Origin of the sequence: Pelistega indica, from assembly GCF_000506865.1 — a bacterium.
GTDB classification, from domain to species: Bacteria; Pseudomonadota; Gammaproteobacteria; order Burkholderiales; family Burkholderiaceae_B; genus Taylorella; species Taylorella indica.
On sequence record NZ_AYSV01000138.1, the window covers coordinates 1 to 20,296 of the forward strand.

Sequence of the window (20,296 nt, forward strand, 5' to 3'; positions counted from 1 at the left end):
ATGTATCCCTCGATACGCCCATAATTTTGTCRMWTGCTTGCGACACATTTTTTAATTGCTCTGCTAAATTAAGCAGTCCTGCTTTATGTTTAATCACATTATTGGTAGTATGTAACATGAGAGTTTCCTTTTGTTTGTTTAAAAGATTCGCACCTCTTATTCAAACGGGAAACTCTCTTTTTTGCAACTCATTTGTCAGATGAAGTCTGAACTTCTACATCTGATGTTATTTATAGATCTTCCTTTCTTAGTGTCTGTGGATAAAAGTGATTTACTTGGCGTTTTTAAAAATCTCTGAATGGGTATCCAAATAATGAAGCTCCACTGTAGTATCGTTATCTGCAATTTTATACAACAACACTAAATCATTTTTTACATGACAATCACGATATAACTTAAGATCACCTTTTAACTGATGGTCGTGATATTTTTCAGGCAATGGCAAACGGTGAACCAAACAATAAATGACTTCTGCCCACTCTTCACTAATGAGATGTAAATAATGCTTTTTAACCGTTTTCTTAAATGAATTAAAAACCTCAATTTGTCGTGGTTTACTCATGTTTTAAGTTATCCATTAATTCATCAAAGTTTTTATATACTGTACTTTTGCCTTGACGCTTCTCCTGCTCATTTTGTTTAAGAACAGCCGCAATATTATCTTTAACCTCTAAATCAGCCCAATCAAAAGATAAGGGCACTTTACCTGTGCGAATGACTTGATTAGCAAAGAGCTTAAAGGCTTGAGGCACAGTTAATCCATACAGCTGTAATACTTTCGAAAATTGCTCACGTGTTTTGGTATCAAAACTCATATTAAATTGACTAGTAGCCATACATATCCTCCTGATTATTAGAACTTATATATAAATTATATAATATATAAAGAAAAAATAAAGAAAAATATAATAATTTAATACTTTTTTAACCAATTAAATACGTCATGATATATTGAAAAATCAGATCATCTACTGAGTATAACCTTTCCATATCTGACACTTTGATACGCTTGGAATGAAGTTCAAAACTATCTATCTCTTTAATCATGAGCATATGGTATATATGTTGAAATATAGGTTAAATAAAAGACCTATTCTCTACCATGTCCAAATTCAATAAATACATATGAAAATAAAGGTGTCATTAAAAATCCTTGATAATTAATTAGTCATCAAGGATTTTTATTAGTTACTTAATTTGCTAAGTATTTTTAGATAATATACTTGGCGGATTGGGGGGGATTCGAACCCCCGATACGTTTCCGTATGCACGCTTTCCAAGCGTGTGCCTTAAGCCACTCGGCCACCGATCCTACTAGAAAGAGACGCTAATTAAGGTCTCTTGTATTGATATTTTATACGTTAAGTTTTTAATTTTAGCATTCTTTCAACATAACGAGCAATGGTATCAATTTCAATATTGACAAGGCTGCCCTCTTTTAAATGCTTTAACGTTGTTACTTCAACAGTATGAGGGATTAGGTTAATGGATACAATACAACCTTGTGTATTATCCTCAACATGATTAACTGTAAGACTCACGCCATTGACCGTAATGGATCCTTTATACGCCATATAGGGTGCTAATTCTTTGGGCAACTGGATACTCAATAGCATAGATTCGCCCACTGGGCTAAAGTGAACTACCTCACCAAGCCCATCTACATGACCTGAGACTAAGTGACCATCTACTGTGTCTGATAGCCTCATAGCATGCTCTAAATTAACCTCGCCCTGCTTATTCAAACCACTGGTTTTATTCAAACTTTCTCTAGATACATCTACTTGAAAACTATGCTCATCAAATGCTACTACGGTCATACATGCACCTTGGATAGCAATAGAGTCACCTAATTTAACACGACTCATATCAAAATTATTCGCTTGAACAAATAAACGCACACCATCTTGATCTGAAACACCTAAAGGCTCCACATGTGTAATCTGACCAATACCTGAAACTATTCCTGTAAACATACTGACTCCAATAATTCTATTGATATTCGTTATTCTGCTCTTTGCATCACATCGAGTAATTCATTCCACCTAGCTGCTTGTCTTAAGCGTAAACGAATATCTGTACCTATAAGTTGTGTATCCACCCACGTTAAAGGTGTCAACCCATCTAATTGACTTAATGCGTTCAATGCAAACATCTCTTGCCCAGGACCAATAATTTTTGGTGCCATATACACTAATAGTTCATCTATCAAACCTTGTTGCCATAATGCCCCATTTAATGTTGGACCTGCTTCTACATGAACTTCATTAAATCCTCGTTGTTGAAAATCAGCCCACACGTCTTGTAAATCCACAAAACCTTCTGATGTTTTAGATGCGTTGATAATCTCTACATTTTTCTGCTCTAAAGTCTCACGCTTTAGCTCATCATCCGTATAGGTGTACACAATGACTTTATCGCCATTAAATATCTTAGCATTAATAGGGATTTGAAATTTTCCATCAATTACAGCACGTATTGGCTGACGTGGTGTAATAAATGAGCGCACATTTAACTGAGGATTATCTTTTAACACGGTGCCAATTCCAGTCAAAACAACGCTACTCCTCGCTCGCCAATGTTGCCCATCCTTTCTTGATGCCTCTCCAGTAATCCACTGAGATACACCATTTTTTAAGGCTAACTTCCCATCTAAAGAAGTGGCTAATTTACTCCATACCCAAGGCTTACCTTTTGACATACGAGAAATAAAACCTGGATTTATGGCTAAGGCTTGCTCCACAAATTGTGTTGCTACATCCACCTGAATCCCTGCTTCTCGTAGTCGATTAACTCCTTGTCCTCCAACTAATGGATTAGGATCCAAGCTGGCAATCACTACACGTGATATTTGATGCTGAATCAAGGCATTAGCGCAAGGCGGTGTGCGACCAAAATGACTGCATGGCTCTAAAGTCACGTAAAAGGTAGCACCTTTTAACAGGGCAACATTACCTTTATTTTTTGCATCCTGAATAGCAACAATCTCAGCATGAGGACCTCCTGCTTGCTGAGTTGCTCCTTCCCCAATGATATGTTGATTGTGTACTATCACACACCCTACACGAGGATTCGGGTCGGTAATATACAGCACTGACTGGGCTAAAGCCAATGCTTGTTGCATATACTGCAAATCATTTTCTGAAATAGTCATGTATGCCTAAGCCAAAAAGGTAATTGCTAAGGAGACTGTATTTCTTGAATGGCTTTGATGAATTCTTGGATATCTTCAAAGCTCTGATAAACAGAGGCAAACCGCACATAGGCAACTTGATCTAATGCCTTTAATTCTTGCATAACCATTTGACCCACCATATCAGTACTCACTTCTTTTTCTTGCAGATTAATCAGTCTTTCTTGAATTCTGCCAATAGCCGCATCGAAACTTTCAACAGAGACAGGTCTTTTACGCAAGGCAATACGCATACTACCTTTGAGTTTATCCAAATCAAAATCCATTCTGGTGCCATTTCTCTTAACAACCATGGGTAGTTGTAGCTCAATACGCTCATAGGTTGTAAAACGTTTATCACAGTTAGCACAGCGACGACGTCGACGAATAGCCAAACCGTCCTCAGATGTTCGTGAGTCGGTCACTTGTGTATCAGGATTGGCACAGAATGGACATTTCATAGTCTAGCAAAGAAAGAATAATATCCGTTTTATTCATATTATTCTTTCTTGATTCCTTCGATTATTTATACACTGGGAAACGTTTAGTTAACTCATGCACTTTAGCACGAACAGCAGCTAAATTAGCTTCGTCTGTCGGATTATCTAACACATCCGCAATTAAGTTAGCTGTTAATTCGATTTCTGCTTCTGTAAATCCACGAGTTGTCGCCGCTGGCGTACCTACACGAATACCACTAGTCACAAATGGTTTTTCTGGATCATTTGGAATGGCATTTTTATTTACAGTAATATGTGCTTTACCTAAAGCCTCTTCTGCCAATTTACCAGTAATACCCTTGCTACGTAAGTCCACTAACATTACATGGCTCTCTGTACGTCCAGACACAATTCGCAAACCACGTTTAACCAGTGTTTCAGCAAGTACTTTTGCATTACGCACTACTTGCTCAGCATAAGCCTTAAACTCTGGTGATAGAGCTTCTTTGAAAGCTGTCGCTTTACCTGCAATCACGTGCATTAATGGACCACCTTGTATGCCAGGGAAAATCGCTGAATTAATGATTTTCTCATGCTCTGCTTTCATCATAATAACGCCACCACGAGGACCACGAAGAGACTTATGCGTTGTTGATGTCACAAAGTCTGCATGAGGTACTGGGTTAGGGTACTGACCACCCACTACTAGACCTGCATAGTGTGCGATATCCACCATAAAATAAGCACCGTTTTCACGTGCAATTTTACTAATACGCTCAAAGTCAATGCGTAAAGCGTAAGCAGATGCTCCTGCAACAATTAGCTTAGGCTTGTGTTCTTTAGCTAAACGTTCTATCTGGTCATAATCAATTTCTTCTTTATCATTTAAACCATAAGAAATGAAATTGTACAATTTACCAGAAGCATTCACAGAAGCGCCGTGAGTCAAGTGACCACCTTCGGCTAAACTCATACCTAGCACAGTATCACCTGGTTTAAGCACAGCCATATAAACACCTTGGTTTGCTTGTGAGCCAGAATTAGGCTGAACGTTAGCCGCCTCAGCACCAAACAACTGCTTCAAACGGTCAATGGCTAATTGCTCCACAATATCTACAAACTCACAACCACCATAGTAGCGTTTACCTGGATAGCCTTCAGCATATTTATTGGTTAGCTGTGTTCCTTGTGCTTGCATAACCGCAGGGCTTGTATAGTTTTCTGACGCGATTAATTCGATATGTTCTTCTTGACGAACATTTTCTTTTTGAATCGCTGCCCATAATTCTGGGTCTTGCTTATCTAGCGTTAAAGAACGATCAAACATGAGAGTAAACTCCTAAATAATGGTGATTAATTAAGGCATCAAGCGCGAATTAAGTGTATATGTTCCGTAAAGAGTATCTTGAGCCAAGATATGCCCTTCAATAGCAGCAAGCACATCTTGAGCGGTAAAAGCACCCGTTACAGGAATCGTATCAATATCTAAAGCATATAAAGTAAAGTAGTAACGATGAACTAACGCATCATTGAAGGGCGGGCATGGGCCATCGTAACCAAAGTATTGACCTTGCATATCTCGGTCATTGGCAAACCAACTTGTATAGTCATTCAGACCATGACGCATAGTTGCTTGTGATGTTAAAGGACCTGCCTTACCTTTAGGTGTAACACCTTTAGAAAAAGCACCTTCGTCAATATGGCGTGTTTCGGCAGGAATATCAATTAAGCACCAGTGAACAAAATGAGCTCTAGGCAATGAAGCCGGTACCTCTCTATCGTCACGGTTGACATCATCAGGTACTGTTGGTGCATCTGTATCTATGGCAATGAGAGCAAAAGAACGCGTTCCAACAGGTACATCATTCCATTCGAAATCAGGATTTAAGTTATCTGACAAAACGACATTACCTTGTTTGTCTCTTTTAGCAAACCCATAACGTGGATGTATAGCTTGACCATTAATAATACCCAAACTTGTTAGCTTCATAGTATATTCCTTTAAGTTTAAAACAACTATTATGCAGTGATTGTAATTCTTGCAAATTTACGTTTACCTACTTGTACAACGTAAGTACCCACTTCTAATTGAATGCTTTTATCTTCAATTTTTTGCCCATCAACTTTGACACCACCTTGTTGAATATTGCGTGTCGCTTCTGATCCTGAACTAGCAAGTCCTGACTCACGCAATACCGCAACAATCCCTAAAGGCGAGCCGGGTAAAGTTATCTCTGGCATATCCTCTGGAATTTGTCCATCACGGAAACGTGCCTCAAAATCTGCTAACGCTTTTTCAGCCGCAGCAGCATTATGAAAACGAGTAATCAATTCTTGAGCCAATGCCACTTTTACATTACGTGGATTTAAACCTTCTTCTGTTTGTTTTTTAAGTGTCGCAATTTCATCTAACGTTTTAGATGAAAGTAATTCATAGTAATTCCACATCAATGTATCAGAAATTGACATTACCTTACCAAACATACTTTCAGGTGCTTCAGTAATACCAATATAATTATTCTTGGATTTAGACATTTTTTCAACACCGTCTAAACCAACCAATAAAGGCATTGTCAACACTGATTGCTGTGGTTGCCCGTATTCTTTTTGTAACTCACGCCCTACCAATAAATTAAATTTTTGGTCAGTCCCACCTAATTCTAAATCAGCCTTTAGTGCCACTGAATCGTACCCTTGCAATAGTGGGTAAAGGAATTCATGCACAGAAATAGGGATTCCGCCCTTAAAACGCTTGGTAAAATCATCGCGTTCCATAATGCGAGCAACCGTGTATTGAGAGGCTAATTTAATCAGACCTCTGGCCCCTAGCTCATCACACCAACTTGAGTTATAACGAATTTCTGTCTTAGATGGATCTAAAATCTTGGCGGCTTGCTCATAATATGTCTGTGCATTAACCTCAATTTGTTCACGCGAAAGTGGCGGACGCGTAGAATTGCGACCACTAGGATCACCAATAGCAGCTGTAAAATCACCAATCAAGAAAATCACTTGATGCCCCATGTCTTGCAACTGACGCATCTTAGTAAGTACCACAGTATGCCCTAGATGAATATCTGGTGCTGTCGGATCCATACCTAATTTGATACGAAGTGGTACACCAGTATCCCGACTTTTTTGTAATTTTTGAGCAAACTCTGTCTCAACTAGTAACTCATCAACACCACGTAACACGGTACGCATATCTTCTTGAACTTCAGTACTGATCTTAATTTCAGACATTACTCTCTACTCTTCTTTTCATTTGAATAGGCTTACTCCATGTTACCTACTCTCTTAATTTCATTGCGATTGAGTTTTAAAACATCGGCTTTAGTCTTACAATATAGAACTTATTGCTTAAGGCTTATTATACCTATGTTTGAGGGAAGTTTTACTATGAATTCATCATCTGACCTACAGTATTTTATTGGATTAATGTCTGGCACAAGTACAGATGGCGTTGACGGTGCTTTAGTGGCTTTTTCAACACAAATACAACCACATATTGTGGCTTTTAAAAGTATTGCCATGCCAGAGTCTTTACGTGAAACTTTTTTAAGCCTAAATAAGTCCGGAAACAATGAACTGGAAAAGGCAGCCATAGCCGCTAACCAATTAGCACAATTATACTCACACTGTGTTTATGACTTGCTAAAATCAAGCGATATTACCGCTACTCAAGTCACAGCTATAGGTGCTCATGGTCAAACGGTTAGACATAGACCAGATTTAAATTTTACCATTCAATTAAATGCGCCTGCTCTATTAGCCGAGCTTACCAATATTGATGTTATTGCTGACTTTAGGAGTCGCGATGTGGCTGCTGGTGGTCAAGGAGCACCTTTTGCCCCTCTATTGCATGAAGCTCTATTTAGAGATGCACAAAAAAAACGGGTAATTCTAAACTTAGGGGGGATTGCCAACATTACGGTACTAACACCCAACCAACCTCTACTTGGCTTGGATACGGGACCTGCCAATGCGTTGATGGATTACTGGGTTCACCTTTATCGTGGCGAGAACTATGACGAAAATGGTGCATGGGGTGCTACAGGCAATGTCCTTCCTGGCTTATTAGAAGATTTTCTAGATGATCCCTATTTTAATCTGCCAGCACCAAAATCAACAGGTAGAGACTTATTTAACCCAGACTGGCTAACCCAACACTTGCAAGCATTCGCCTCTTTACGTCCAGAAGATGTAATGGCCACACTTAGAGCCCTAACTACTCATAGCATTGCTAGTGCTATCAAACGCTATCAAAGTGATATTGATGAGTTGATTGTTTGTGGCGGAGGAAGTAAAAATACTGCCCTGATTGAAGAACTGAAAACACTTCTTCAATGCGATGTAAATCCTATTGATAACTATGGTTATGATAGTCAAGCGATTGAAGCACTAGCTTTTGCTTGGCTAGCAAAAGCATTTGTGCATAAAGAAGCACTTAATTTTCCTGCTTTAACCGGCTCTGAGCATAGGACAATAGCTGGTGCTTACTACCCACGATAAGTAATATTAAAAGTAATATTGAAAAGATAAACGGCTATAACTTAGTCTGGGCTCTTATGATCTCCCTCTTTTTAATACCAGTTCAAAACACAGACATAAAAAAACCAAGTATCCAAAAGATACTTGGTTTTTCATCATAAACAGCTACTTACTGTATATCTGTTTATTAGGATTTAAACACTAAATGATGAACCACAACCACATGTTGTCGATGCATTTGGATTACGAATCACAAATTGAGACCCTTCAATATCCTCTTTGTAATCAATCTCAGCGCCGACAAGATACTGAAAGCTCATTGGATCCACTAATAGCTGAACACCATCTTTATCTATAGTTGTATCATCTTCATTAACTGTTTCGTCAAACGTAAATCCATATTGGAAACCAGAACAACCACCACCTTGGACAAACACACGTAATTTTAAATCTGGATTGCCTTCATCAATTAATAAGTCTTTTACTTTAGCTGCAGCAGCATCGGTAAATACCAACAATGGTGGCATTTGTAAATCTACTGACTCTATAACACTCATTTTTAACTCCTGACGATAAATCGCCAACTAATTATATTAATTTAATATTTATAGTTTACCATACAAGTCAAGTATTCGACCTCTATAGCCTCTTACCTTTATGGCTTTTTACCATGATAAATCTATCCCTATGGTAATACCGCCACATGGTTTAGCCCAGTATTTTCTGCTAAACCAAAAAGCACATTCATATTTTGCACAGCTTGCCCAGCAGCACCTTTCACTAAATTATCTTGCACCACAACGATAACCAGCGTATCACCATTACCAGGTCTATGCAATGCAATTCTTAGCTGATTTGACGCCCTTACACTACGTGTCTCTGGCAAACTTCCCGCCGGCATCACATCAATAAATTGCTCATTTGCGTAACGTTCTTCATACAATTTTTGGAAGTCCGTAGCTAATGCATCTGGTTTAATTTTGACATAAATCGTTGATAACATGCCTCGAATCATTGGCACCAAATGAGGAACAAATAATAAGCCTACCTCAGCACCCGCTAATTTACTTAATTGCTCTGAAATCTCAGGGTGATGTCTATGCCCTGAAACACCATATGCTTTAAAATTATCAGATGCTTCTGAGAATAAAGTACCCACTTCTGCTTTACGTCCAGCACCCGAGACACCTGACTTACAATCCGCAACAATATGATCTATCTCTACCAAACGTTTCTCTAGCACAGGAGCCAAACCAAGAATTACCGTAGTGGGGTAGCAACCCGGATTACCAATCACTTTACTTTGAGCAATTTTCTCACGATTAATTTCAACTAAACCATAAGTACTCTGTTTTAGGATATCTGGGCAACCATGTGGCATCTTATACCATTTTTCAAATACAGCTGTATCTTGCAAGCGAAAGTCTGCTGCCAAATCAATTACCTTAACACCTGCATCTAGTAACTCTTGAGCCTGTGCCATAGCAACACCATGTGGGGTTGCAAAAAATACCACGTCACATTCTGTTAACGCAGCATTTTCTGGAGTAGAAAAGGCCAAATCTACTTTTCCCCTAAGATTAGGAAACATTTCAGCCACCTTCATGCCTTCTTCTTTGCGTGACGTAATCGCATGAAGCTGCACGTTTGGATGCAACGCTAGCAAGCGCAAAAGCTCCACGCCTGTATATCCTGTTCCACCCACAATACCGACTTTTATTTTTTGGCTCAATAAAAACAAACTCCATGCAAAAATATATTTTTATTTTACGTTAATTTCTCTACTATACTCGCAAAAATAGTGTCTATCTATTGGTTTTCAATATAGCTGTTTCATTCTTTTTTAAACTTACGTCAGATCTAACGTCTGAAATAATCAAATTTAACAAAACCATCACTCTTATAAGCATAGCTTATCGCGCTCCCAAAACACGTTTTCACACTAGTTCACAGCTCCACAACGATGAAAAACAAAAAGCCCACAATGAAAACACTGTGGGCTTTTGATAATATCGCCAAAAAGATTAGCGTTTGCTGAACTGTTTGCGACGACGTGCTTTGCGTAAACCAACTTTTTTACGTTCAACTTCACGAGCATCACGAGTAACATAACCTGCTTTAGATAAAGCTGATTTTAATTCTGCATCGTAATCAATTAATGCACGAGTGATACCGTGACGAACAGCACCTGCTTGGCCACTCTCACCACCACCATGAACATTAATTTGGATATCAAATGATTCTTGCATATCCACTAAAACTAATGGTTGACGTACAATCATACGACCAGTTTGACGAGCAAAGTACTCATCTACTGTTTTACCATTTACAACGATGTTACCTGAACCTTTTTTCAAGAACACACGAGCCACTGAAGTTTTGCGGCGACCTGTTCCATAATTCCAATTACCAATCATGATTTATCCTTAAATATCCAGCTGTTTAGGTTGCTGTGCTGAGTGAGGATGCTCGCTACCTGCATAGACCTTAAGTTTTTTGATCATTGCGTAGCCCAAAGGACCTTTCGGTAACATGCCTTTAACAGCTTTCTCGATTGCACGACCTGGGAAACGCTCTTGTAACTTACGGAAGTTAGTTTCGTAAATACCACCAGGATAACCTGTATGACGGAAGTATTTCTTATCTTCGAACTTGCTACCAGTTACAACGATATCTTGAGCATTGATAATTACAATGTAATCGCCTGTATCAACGTGAGGAGTGAACTCAGGTTTATGTTTACCACGCAAACGGCGTGCAACTTCGCTGGCTACACGACCAAGGACTTTGCCTTTTGCATCGATAACATACCATTCACGTTTGACTTCATGCGGTTTTGCCACGAATGTCTTCATGATTTTAGTATCCTAAATAAATTTAAAAATGCCCTACAGCCCCAAAGTGCTCTCTAGAACTACTTTAAAACTGCCATGCCGTGCCGTTATTGTGTTGAAAATAATCTTTCAACTCGACAGTACATCAGGGTTAGCCAGTAAATATAACACGTATATTTTTCAATTTTTCTTATATAAAACAAATAAATAGATGAATTGATAGCAAAAAAAAGACAATTTCTGGAGAAATCTTATACTTTCTCTTAGGCTTATTAGTACTTTCTAATCTTCCCCAAAACAATTATCTCCACCACTGTAACCAAATAAAAATCGGAATCACACCACTTAGTATGACTCCGACTTATTTTTTAAAATACGTATTATCTACGTTAGGGTACGGATAATCCTTTCTTACTATTTTGACGTGCAGGTTTTCCAATTTAGCAGCCAAGAAAACTCTCTTAACTTTCATTTTGAAAAACCTGCACGCCGAAAGTACGACCTTATCAACAACCTAACGTATTCTCTACGTAAATCTAATTATGATTTACGGTGTTTAGAAATCATTGCAGATAAGAAACGTGTATATGAACCCTCTACAACGTTAAACCATGGTGCTACATCATCACGGAAGCCCATGTAGTCGTCATAGATTTTCTTGAACATCGGATCTTTATCGCAGTACTCTTTGTACATTTCTAATGCTGCCTCATAAGCCGCTTCCATAATATCGCGAGGGAATTCTCTTAACTCTGCACCAGAAGCGATAAGACGACGTAATGCACCTGGGTTTTGTGCATCATAAACAGCTGTCATATCCATCGTAGCAGCTCGTGACGCAGTTTCGATAACTGTTTTGTAGTTTTCTGGTAAGGCATTAAATGCATCTTTATTCGTAAATAAAGAAACCTGTGGACCAGCTTCCCAGAAACCTGGGTAGTAGTAGTATTTAGCTACCTTAGCAAACCCTAATTTCTCATCATCGTATGGACCCACGAACTCAACAGCGTCCAATGTACCTTTTTCTAGAGATGGATAAATATCACCACCAGCTAATTGTTGAGGAACAACACCTAGGCGAGCAAGTAAAGCACCATTCATCCCAGATGTACGCATTTTCAAACCTTTGAAATCATCTTTGGTTTTTAACTCTTTACGGTACCAACCACCCATTTGTGCCGCTGTATTACCTAGCATGAAGTTAACGATATTTACTCCGTCAAATAGCTCACGAAGCAGCTTCATACCATTACCTTCGATCATCCATGCACTCATTTGACGTGCAGTTAAACCAAAAGGTACCGCTGTATCAAAACAGAACGCTGGATTTTTACCAAAATAGTAGTAACCACAGCTATGACCAGCTTGAACAGTATTATTAGAAACAGCATCCATGACTTGAAGAGCAGGAACGATTTCACCTGGTGGGAAAGAGTCAATTTGGAATTTACCGCCTGTCATCTCTTTCACATATTTCACAAATTTTTCACCAGTACCATATAACGCAGGTAAGCTACGAGGGAAGCTTGACACCATGCGCCATTTAATTTCTGGGTTTTCTTGAGCAATTGCTGGCGCACCAATTACAACACTACCCGCAATGGCACCCATACCCGCTTTTTTCAAAAACGAACGACGTTCCATTGATTTCTCCTTAAAACTTTAATTTTCAATTTTTATGTCTTGCACTAACAGTTGTCTTGTTGCAAAATGATTTTTAATGCGACAAAAAGCAATTATCATCCTTTATATACCAGCTACTGACATTTGTTCAATTAGTATTGACCCCGATGTTTTTGAGCCACGAGTATAAGTATCACTACCAATCGCCACAATTTGTCTAAACATATCCTTAAGATTGCCGGCAATGGTGATTTCCTGAACAGGATACTGAATTATTCCGTTTTCCACCCAATAACCAAATGCTCCTCGAGAATAATCACCAGTAACGTAATTTACGCCCTGTCCCATTAAGTCGGTGACTAATAAGCCAGTACCCATTTTTCTCAACATTTGCTCAAAAGAATCCTGTTTTTTAGTCAGTGAAGAAGTAATACTCAGATTATGTGATCCACCCGCATTCCCTGTTGTACGCATGCCAAGTTTACGAGCGGTATAGGTTGAAAGCAAATACCCTCTTAATATACCGTTTTCTAATAACTGCCGTTTTTGTGTACGAACACCCTCTTCATCAAACGCTGAACTCCCCATAGCTCCCTTGATAAACGGGTCATCGATAATATTTAGATGCTCTGCCATCACTTGTGTGTCTAAGCTGTCACACAAAAAACTCGATTTTCGATATAAAGCACCACCACTAATTGCTTGGGTAAATGCACCTAATAAACCAATCGCCAAAGGTGCCTCAAATAAAACAGGATATTTGCCGGTTGGTAACCGGCTAGCACCTAGCCTCGCTAAAGCACGTTGCGCAGCATATTCACCTACAGCTTTCGGCTTAGCTAAACGTTCTGGGTACCGATCTGAGGTATACCAATAATCACGTTGCATTTTTTGACCTTTGCCCGCAATCACAACCACAGACATACCATGATTCGAATAAGGGTAGCCTGCCATAAAACCATGCGAATTCGCTAAGACAAATCTACCCGAACTGGTATTAATCGATCCTCCATCAGAATTAGTGATATCTGAAGAATAAGATAGTGCGGCATCCTCTACTTCGATCGCTAAATCAATCGCCTCTTGGGAAGAAATATCCCAAGGTTTATAAAGTTTCAGATCAGGAAACTTTGTGGCTAAATCTTCTTTGTCAGGTAAACCAGCAAATTCGTCCTCTGCGGTATATTGTGCAATATCCCAAGCCGCTTTTACTGTCGTTTTGATAGCATCCTTATCTAAGGACGATGTCGATGCTGAAGCTCGTGCTTTCCCTTTATAAACGGTAATGCCCAAAGAACAATCATTGGTTTTTTCTACTGTTTCAACTTTACCTTTGCGGGCAGTCACTGATAGACCACTAGATTCAGAGACTTCAGCCACCGATTGGCTAGCCCCTAATTTTTTTGCTTCATCTAATGCAAATTGTACTAAGGCTTCAAAATTTTTTTTCATGCTTTCTAACGATATTAGTTAAACTTACCTGACATTGATACTGTCTCAAGGGTATGATAACGGATATTTATTAATTAAAGTATATTTATTGCATATGAATGAAATGGATTATACCGAAGAGGACGATTTTTATGACGGTCCCAGTAAATCACAAGTTAAACGTGAACTATTAGCGATTACTGATTTAGGCAAAAAAGTCATTGAATTACCCTTTGACAAAGTCAAACAGCTACCTCTTGATGAAAAACTCCTTGATGCTATTCGCATTTGTCAAAAAATCAAAGACAGAGGTGAAGGTAAACGACGTCAAGTGCACTATGTTGGCAAATTGATGCGCAATGCTGACATTGATGCTATTAAACATCAATTAGATGTTTGGGAAAATGGATCCAAAGAAGTAACTGATCAGATGCATCAGCTCGAAACATTGCGAGATAGACTTATCGAAAGAGATGATGAGCTCACTATGTTATTATCTGAATACCCTGAAATAGATATTCAACCATTGCGTAACTTAATTCGTGCGGCTCGGAAAGAAAAAACACATAATGCCAATTTAAACGAGAATCAGGAACCTCAGAAAAAAAATTATCGTGCTTTATTTCAATTTCTAAAACCCTTTATTATTAAATAGGTATCGTGATGAGCAAACTTTTAGAAACCGTTGAAGTTCAAACAAAAGATGACGTGCAATATAGCATCATCTGGCTACATGGTTTAGGTGCTGACGCTAATGATTTTTTACCAATTGTACCCGAATTAAAACTCCCAGCTAATATTGGTGTTCGTTTTGTTTTTCCTAATGCCCCTATTCGCCCCATCACTATCAACAATGGTATGGCAATGCGTGGCTGGTATGATATTTTAGACTTAACTAGTTTGAATCAACGTGCTGATGAGCAAGGTTTGCGTGAATCACAACAACAGATTGAAGCATTGATTAAACAAGAAAACAATAGAGACATTCCGACCAACCATATTATTCTGGCTGGTTTTTCTCAAGGCTGCGCAATGACATTACAAACTGGACTACGTTACCCTGAAAAACTGGCTGGGCTTATTTGCTTGTCTGGTTATTTACCTTTGCACACAACAATTGAAGCTGAGCTTTCAGAGGCTAATCGACAAACACCTATCTTTATGGCTCACGGATCTTTTGACCCTGTTGTTCCTCTACAAGCCGCTAGTCTAAGTCATGATGTACTAACAAACCTTAATTACAGCATCACCTGGAAGAACTATCCTATGGGTCACCAAGTTTGTGCGCCAGAAATTAATGATTTATCACTCTTTTTACAACATATTTTGCGTTAAATAGCCACAAAAAAACTTGCCACAATAGACTAAGTAATCTGATTACTTAGTCTATTTAAATACTTTTCGATTGCTATTTGAACGACATCCATACTCGACGCATAGCAGGATCCTCAGGGTCAGGATCATTCGTTAGACCAAGTCCTGTCATCAAACCCAACATCGGTTTATTATTTGTTAGAACAACTCCTTCAATATACTCTAGACCTTGATTTTTAGCCTCTTCTAATAAAGTCGACATCAATTTTCGACCCAAGCCTCTACCTTGCCAATCATCACCGATCACTAAGGCATATTCTGCCCCTACACCATCACTATTACGTAAATAGTGTGCTAGACCAATAATAATCTCTTTTGGCAAGCCACGATTTTCTGGATTAGGCACCATTGTCGTCGCAACCAAAGCAAGCTCTCGGTGATAGTCTACATACGTGTAACGCGTTAGCATTTTAGGCGTTAACTCTTTCATCATTGAAACAAAACGCATATATCGCGACTCAGCAGACAATGACCGTATAAACTCTTGCATTTGTTCTGCATCCTCTGGGCGTATAGGACGCAACGTCCATTCACGACCATCTTTAAACGTATGGTGCTCTATCAAATATCCTGGATAAGGATAAATCGCCATATGCTCATAACCACTTTGAAAAGGCTTATCAGGCATTGTCTGGCTCGTTAATTGAATACGAATATCATGTACATTTAAATGACGATAACCAATGACTATCGGATTTATCTCTAGTTCTTCAATACCCGGAAAGTCTTTTACCAAATCAGACACAACCTCTAATAATTTTTGTAGTTTAGTAAAAATAGGTGGTTCAATATAAATTTGCAACTCTTGTCTATATAGACGACTACGTTCAATCAGTTGTGCGGCTAAATAGGAATTAAGTGGCGGCAAATCTAGCCCTTGATCATCTACAGGAATTTTTACCTCATGGCCACCCTCTCCAAAATAAATCCAAGGTCCAAATATTGGATCACGTTTTACGAGAATTCTAAGGGCAGGAATATCATCATCGACCGAATATTGTTCATCTTCTTTATCCACCCCCCAATGAATATCAGCATGATAGAACTTCAATAACTGATAACATTCTTCTTTACTAAGCTCTCTACGCTGTTGCATTCTTAGTCCATTGATCAGATCAATACCCGCTTGAGTCTGTGCAGCCTCAATATCAAAGAGTGGAATACGAATTTGTTGCAGTAACTGCTGGTTATAGTGATATGAAATTAAGGCACTCATACCTGAAATTGCTGTTTCAGGTGTTCTAAATGAAGGCGATCCAGATTGATCAATAATCCTACGTAACGGCTTCATCAAATATTCACCAATAAGTGTATTCAGAATTGGTTTCGAAGAACGCGGGGCAAAACTGACTAAACTATTCACGACCTCTGGCATGTCACTCGCATCATCAGGCGCTAAAATTGGCATAATCGCATCCACATTTGGATCGCTTTGTAGTACCTTCAAACATTCCACTAATTTTTCCCCAGTGATGGGTTCATAAGCAATAATGGGATTATTCACCAAACAACCCGCTCCCAATATTTGGGTTAATTGCGTCATTGTTTCCTGAGAAAAAACAGCACGTTTCATGATTTGACTACTAGATAACATTTCATCTAGCATAAGTTGTGCTTGAGCCCTACCATTAGCAATTACCGCAATATTTCCACCTTTTGGCCGACGCTTATGGGTCAATGCTTTGAGTGATGAGAATAAGTCCACAAAATATGGAACACGCACAGCGCCCGAGCGACGTAAAGCAGCATCAAATACTTGATCGCTCCCTTTTAAGTCACTATCAGTACGACCAGCTCTTAATACAACAACGGGCTTAACACTGGAAGCTGTTCGAATAGAACTAATTAATTCTCTACCTTGTGATAACTTATCCAAGTACACGACTATGCTATCCGTGCGTGGGTCACCTGCAAAATATTCAATCACTTCAGGTAACGTAATACCATTAGCCTCACCCAATGAAACAACAGCAGATAAGCCAATATTGGTATCCAGCGCCCAGTCTAAAATAGACATCACTAGCATTCTAGACTGAGAAACAACAGCAATTTTTCCTGACTTTGCTGCTGATGAACGACTTAAGTTTAAATTTAAATGAGGTCGTTGAATCCCAAAACTTCGTGAGCCGAGTAGCATCACATTATGTTTTTTGGACCACTCATAAATTAACTGTTTACTCTCCTTTGGCTCCATATCAATAGTATTTGGAGCAAGCATTAGCATGGCTTTAGGAGGGGATTGTTCTAAATAAGCTAACACCTCATTCAATTTAGAGGGATTTACACAAACAACAGCTAATTCCTTTTGCTCTGACAAAGGATACTGTTCAAAAATAGTTGGGATACTCTCTTGCTCCCCATATAACTGAACTAACGTCGTTGCATTACCTAATGAAGCAGGCAATGCTGATAATATCGGCAAATCAGTATCCGTAATAATGACCAATGATTTGGGCTCAAAAAATGAAGCAAGGCGATGTCTTAACATTGTCGTTCTCTCGGTCAAGATAAGTTAAAATAGAGAAATTATTATTTAGCTATATTGTAAACTTATAGCTTGTTATCATTTATATTTATTTACCGTATTTTAATTTTATGTCTATTGTTCGTACGCGTTTTGCTCCATCACCTACTGGCTATTTACATCTAGGTGGTGCTCGCACTGCATTATTTTCGTGGGCTTATGCTCGTCATCATCAAGGTGTGTTTGTTCTTCGTATCGAAGATACCGATTTAGAACGTTCAACACCCGAAGCTGTTCAAGCCATTATTGATGGCATGCAATGGTTAGGTTTAGATCATGATGAAGGACCTTTTTACCAAACAAAACGTTTTGATCGCTATAAAGAAGTTATCGCTCAAATGCTCAATGAAGGCACGGCATATTACTGCTATAGCACGCCTGAAGAGGTTGAGCAAATGCGTGAGCTAGCAAAATCAAAAGGGTTAAAACCCAAATATGACGGTACTTGGCGTCCAGAACCAGGCAAAACACTTCCTCCGATTCCAGAGGGAAGAAAACCTGTTGTTCGTTTTAAAAATCCAACTGAGGGATCTGTATCTTGGGATGATATGCTTAAAGGCACTATTACCATTGATAACCAAGAATTAGATGATTTAATTATTGCTCGCCAAGATGGCTCACCTACTTATAATTTCTGCGTTGTTGTAGATGATTGGGATATGCAAATTACGCATGTCATTAGGGGGGATGACCATGTGAATAATACGCCAAGACAAATCAATATTCTCAAAGCCCTAAATGCGCCTTTACCTATTTATGGTCACTTACCTATGATTCTCGGTCCTGATGGTCAAAAATTATCTAAACGTCATGGGGCAGTAAGTGTCATGCAATATGATGCTGACGGTTACTTACCTGATGCAATGATTAATTATCTTGCTCGCCTCGGTTGGAGTCATGGTGACGATGAAATTTTTACACGTGAGCAATTAGTGGAATGGTTTGATACCAATCACTTATCAAAATCTGCGGCACAATGGGATCCCAAAAAACTTAACTGGGTCAATGCTCATTACATTAAACAACTTAGTGATGAAGAATTAGTTGCCTCCGTAACCCCTCGCATTGTTGCTCGTGGTGGTGATGTTCTCAATACAAACTTACCTTCTGTACTTGCTTTATTCAAAGATAGAGCAGAAACACTAGAGCAATTAGCTGATGAAGCCATGCTATTTTGTGCACCGTTTAAAGAAGCAAGCCCTGAACTACTCACACAGTTTGTGACTGATGATGCTAAACGTATTGTGGCTGACTTTGCTGCACAAGCAGAAAATATTCAGGACTGGACAAGTGAGACTATTTCAGCACTTATCAAAGAGACTCTTGCTAAACATAATGTCAAAATGCCTGCGTTAGGTATTCCCTTACGCTTATTAGTAACAGGTCAAAAACAGACACCAGCTGTTGATCAAGTGCTTGCTATTTTGGGCAAACAGACAGTATTAAATAGACTTAAATAAAGCCTAGTTAAACATAGTATTAAATAATAAGTCTTCTTTTCTTCTACAGACTAAACCATTCTATTTGAGTTAGAAGTAGCTATACTTTGACGATAATTTGAATGGTTTTGCTGTCTCTAGATTAGTATTAAATAAAGAAAATGTTGGTTTTATACCATACTAGTTCTTAAATTAAGATTTAAATATAGACTATTTTTGTTTAATTTAAAAATTAATTTAAATTTAAAATTTTTCATTCTTAGTCTATGAAAATTATTTTATCGAAAGGGAATTCAGTCAAATTGCAAACAAACGTTAAAATCAATATCTGCCATTATTAACACCCCTCCACTACAATAGACAGTATCCCATCATTATTTTTATTATTTTTTACAAACCTTTTTTTTACTTATTTTGACTCGAGTAGATTATTTTTTAAACCAAAAAATTAGATTAATTTTTCAGAAAAATTATTTTAAATTTAAATCAAATTAAAAAATTCAATAAAAATATTCTCAAAAAACACTCCTTAACTCAGCTAAGCTATTGAAGATTAATAAAAAATTACGTGATTTTCAATCAATAATATTGTAATCTTTAAGTATTAATTCTTTTGAATTTATCTATACTAGGACCCTAACCAAATTATCTCAGGAGTGTAATATGGCACAAGCGAAAAAAGCAGCGGCTAAAAAGGTAGCCAAAACAACGTCTACTGAAACAAAAGATACTAATGTAAAAACAGAGGCAGTAGCAGCAGCTACCCCTGCTAAAAAAGTAGCTACTAAAGCTACTACTAAAACAGCAGCGAACCAAAGCACCTGCAAAAAAAGCGGCTAGCAAAGCTGATCGCTAAAACAGAAAACAGCCGATAAAGMCTACCTGCAAAAAAAAGCATGCGAACTAAAGACAAGCCACATAAACCAACAAGGACGAAGCCATAAAGACCCCAGCTAAAAAAACAGCAA

General features: G+C 38.4%; 21 protein-coding genes and 1 tRNA gene. 5 read left to right on the forward strand and 17 right to left on the reverse strand.

What is annotated here, in order from left to right; translation table 11 throughout:
* From V757_RS28535 to tyrS, 10 genes are all read right to left on the reverse strand, one after another.
* The coding region (locus V757_RS28535; RefSeq protein ID WP_023953334.1) for a helix-turn-helix domain-containing protein at positions 1–118 on the reverse strand (118 nt) is incomplete at its 3' end.
* 153 nt (positions 119–271) lie between these two features.
* A complete protein-coding gene (locus V757_RS26825) occupies positions 272–562 on the reverse strand; it encodes a type II toxin-antitoxin system YafQ family toxin (protein WP_023953336.1) in 291 nt (96 codons plus the stop codon).
* Positions 555–836, reverse strand: a complete 282-nt coding sequence (locus V757_RS26830; RefSeq protein ID WP_023953338.1) for a type II toxin-antitoxin system RelB/DinJ family antitoxin — start codon at positions 834–836, stop codon at positions 555–557. The genes V757_RS26825 and V757_RS26830 overlap by 8 nt, the downstream gene beginning before the upstream one ends.
* A gap of 388 nt (positions 837–1,224) precedes the next feature.
* A tRNA-Ser gene (locus V757_RS26835) sits at positions 1,225–1,312 on the reverse strand.
* A 49-nt stretch (positions 1,313–1,361) separates the two neighbouring features.
* Positions 1,362–1,976 (reverse strand): riboflavin synthase, encoded by a 615-nt coding sequence (locus V757_RS26840; protein WP_023953340.1) that lies wholly within the window; start codon positions 1,974–1,976, stop codon positions 1,362–1,364.
* A 29-nt stretch (positions 1,977–2,005) separates the two neighbouring features.
* The gene (gene ribD, locus V757_RS26845; RefSeq protein ID WP_023953342.1) at positions 2,006–3,154 is read right to left on the reverse strand and encodes a bifunctional diaminohydroxyphosphoribosylaminopyrimidine deaminase/5-amino-6-(5-phosphoribosylamino)uracil reductase RibD; all 1,149 of its coding nucleotides are present in this window, start codon (positions 3,152–3,154) and stop codon (positions 2,006–2,008) included.
* Positions 3,155–3,180: 26 nt separating this feature from the next.
* Positions 3,181–3,633, reverse strand: a complete 453-nt coding sequence (nrdR, locus tag V757_RS26850) for a transcriptional regulator NrdR (RefSeq protein ID WP_023953344.1) — start codon at positions 3,631–3,633, stop codon at positions 3,181–3,183.
* Between the two features lie 61 nt (positions 3,634–3,694).
* Positions 3,695–4,939, reverse strand: coding sequence for a serine hydroxymethyltransferase (glyA, locus tag V757_RS26855; protein ID WP_023953347.1), 1,245 nt, complete (start codon positions 4,937–4,939; stop codon positions 3,695–3,697).
* A gap of 30 nt (positions 4,940–4,969) precedes the next feature.
* Positions 4,970–5,602, reverse strand: a complete 633-nt coding sequence (locus V757_RS26860; RefSeq protein WP_023953349.1) for a YbhB/YbcL family Raf kinase inhibitor-like protein — start codon at positions 5,600–5,602, stop codon at positions 4,970–4,972.
* Between the two features lie 29 nt (positions 5,603–5,631).
* On the reverse strand, positions 5,632–6,855 hold the full coding sequence (tyrS, locus tag V757_RS26865) for a tyrosine--tRNA ligase (protein WP_023953351.1): 1,224 nt from the start codon (positions 6,853–6,855) through the stop codon (positions 5,632–5,634).
* Positions 6,856–7,011: 156 nt separating this feature from the next.
* Between tyrS and V757_RS26870 the strand changes: the two genes are divergently transcribed.
* Positions 7,012–8,124: an anhydro-N-acetylmuramic acid kinase gene (locus V757_RS26870; RefSeq protein ID WP_023953352.1), complete on the forward strand. Its 1,113-nt coding sequence runs from the start codon at positions 7,012–7,014 to the stop codon at positions 8,122–8,124.
* Positions 8,125–8,297: 173 nt separating this feature from the next.
* Here the strand turns inward: V757_RS26870 and erpA are convergent, their stop codons facing one another.
* The 6 genes from erpA to pmbA all read right to left on the reverse strand — a co-directional run bounded on the left by erpA (position 8,298) and on the right by pmbA (position 14,012).
* Positions 8,298–8,660, reverse strand: a complete 363-nt coding sequence (erpA, locus tag V757_RS26875; RefSeq protein WP_023953354.1) for an iron-sulfur cluster insertion protein ErpA — start codon at positions 8,658–8,660, stop codon at positions 8,298–8,300.
* Positions 8,661–8,788: 128 nt separating this feature from the next.
* Positions 8,789–9,835 carry an N-acetyl-gamma-glutamyl-phosphate reductase gene (gene argC, locus V757_RS26880; protein ID WP_023953356.1) on the reverse strand — a complete coding sequence of 349 codons (1,047 nt, stop codon included), beginning with the start codon at positions 9,833–9,835 and terminating at the stop codon, positions 8,789–8,791.
* A gap of 292 nt (positions 9,836–10,127) precedes the next feature.
* Entirely contained in the window at positions 10,128–10,520 is a 393-nt protein-coding gene (gene rpsI, locus V757_RS26885; protein WP_023953358.1) for a 30S ribosomal protein S9, read from the reverse strand.
* A gap of 9 nt (positions 10,521–10,529) precedes the next feature.
* Entirely contained in the window at positions 10,530–10,958 is a 429-nt protein-coding gene (gene rplM, locus V757_RS26890; protein WP_023953361.1) for a 50S ribosomal protein L13, read from the reverse strand.
* 519 nt (positions 10,959–11,477) lie between these two features.
* Positions 11,478–12,581 carry a TRAP transporter substrate-binding protein gene (locus tag V757_RS26895; protein ID WP_023953363.1) on the reverse strand — a complete coding sequence of 368 codons (1,104 nt, stop codon included), beginning with the start codon at positions 12,579–12,581 and terminating at the stop codon, positions 11,478–11,480.
* A 102-nt stretch (positions 12,582–12,683) separates the two neighbouring features.
* The gene (pmbA, locus tag V757_RS26900) at positions 12,684–14,012 is read right to left on the reverse strand and encodes a metalloprotease PmbA (RefSeq protein WP_023953365.1); all 1,329 of its coding nucleotides are present in this window, start codon (positions 14,010–14,012) and stop codon (positions 12,684–12,686) included.
* A 94-nt stretch (positions 14,013–14,106) separates the two neighbouring features.
* Here pmbA and yjgA point away from each other — a divergent pair, with 94 nt between their 5' ends.
* Together yjgA and V757_RS26910 are read left to right on the forward strand one after the other, a co-directional pair.
* Positions 14,107–14,646 carry a ribosome biogenesis factor YjgA gene (gene yjgA / locus V757_RS26905; protein WP_023953367.1) on the forward strand — a complete coding sequence of 180 codons (540 nt, stop codon included), beginning with the start codon at positions 14,107–14,109 and terminating at the stop codon, positions 14,644–14,646.
* A gap of 8 nt (positions 14,647–14,654) precedes the next feature.
* On the forward strand, positions 14,655–15,326 hold the full coding sequence (locus tag V757_RS26910) for an alpha/beta hydrolase (protein WP_023953369.1): 672 nt from the start codon (positions 14,655–14,657) through the stop codon (positions 15,324–15,326).
* 73 nt (positions 15,327–15,399) lie between these two features.
* Here V757_RS26910 and V757_RS26915 read toward each other — a convergent pair whose 3' ends face one another.
* Positions 15,400–17,853 carry a bifunctional acetate--CoA ligase family protein/GNAT family N-acetyltransferase gene (locus V757_RS26915; protein WP_023953371.1) on the reverse strand — a complete coding sequence of 818 codons (2,454 nt, stop codon included), beginning with the start codon at positions 17,851–17,853 and terminating at the stop codon, positions 15,400–15,402.
* Between the two features lie 107 nt (positions 17,854–17,960).
* On the opposite strand from V757_RS26915, the gene gltX reads away from it, so the two are divergent.
* Together gltX and V757_RS29480 are read left to right on the forward strand one after the other, a co-directional pair.
* A complete protein-coding gene (gene gltX / locus V757_RS26920) occupies positions 17,961–19,349 on the forward strand; it encodes a glutamate--tRNA ligase (RefSeq protein ID WP_023953373.1) in 1,389 nt (462 codons plus the stop codon).
* Positions 19,350–19,991: 642 nt separating this feature from the next.
* Positions 19,992–20,168 carry a hypothetical protein gene (locus tag V757_RS29480; protein WP_023953375.1) on the forward strand — a complete coding sequence of 59 codons (177 nt, stop codon included), beginning with the start codon at positions 19,992–19,994 and terminating at the stop codon, positions 20,166–20,168.
* Positions 20,169–20,296 lie beyond the last annotated feature (128 nt).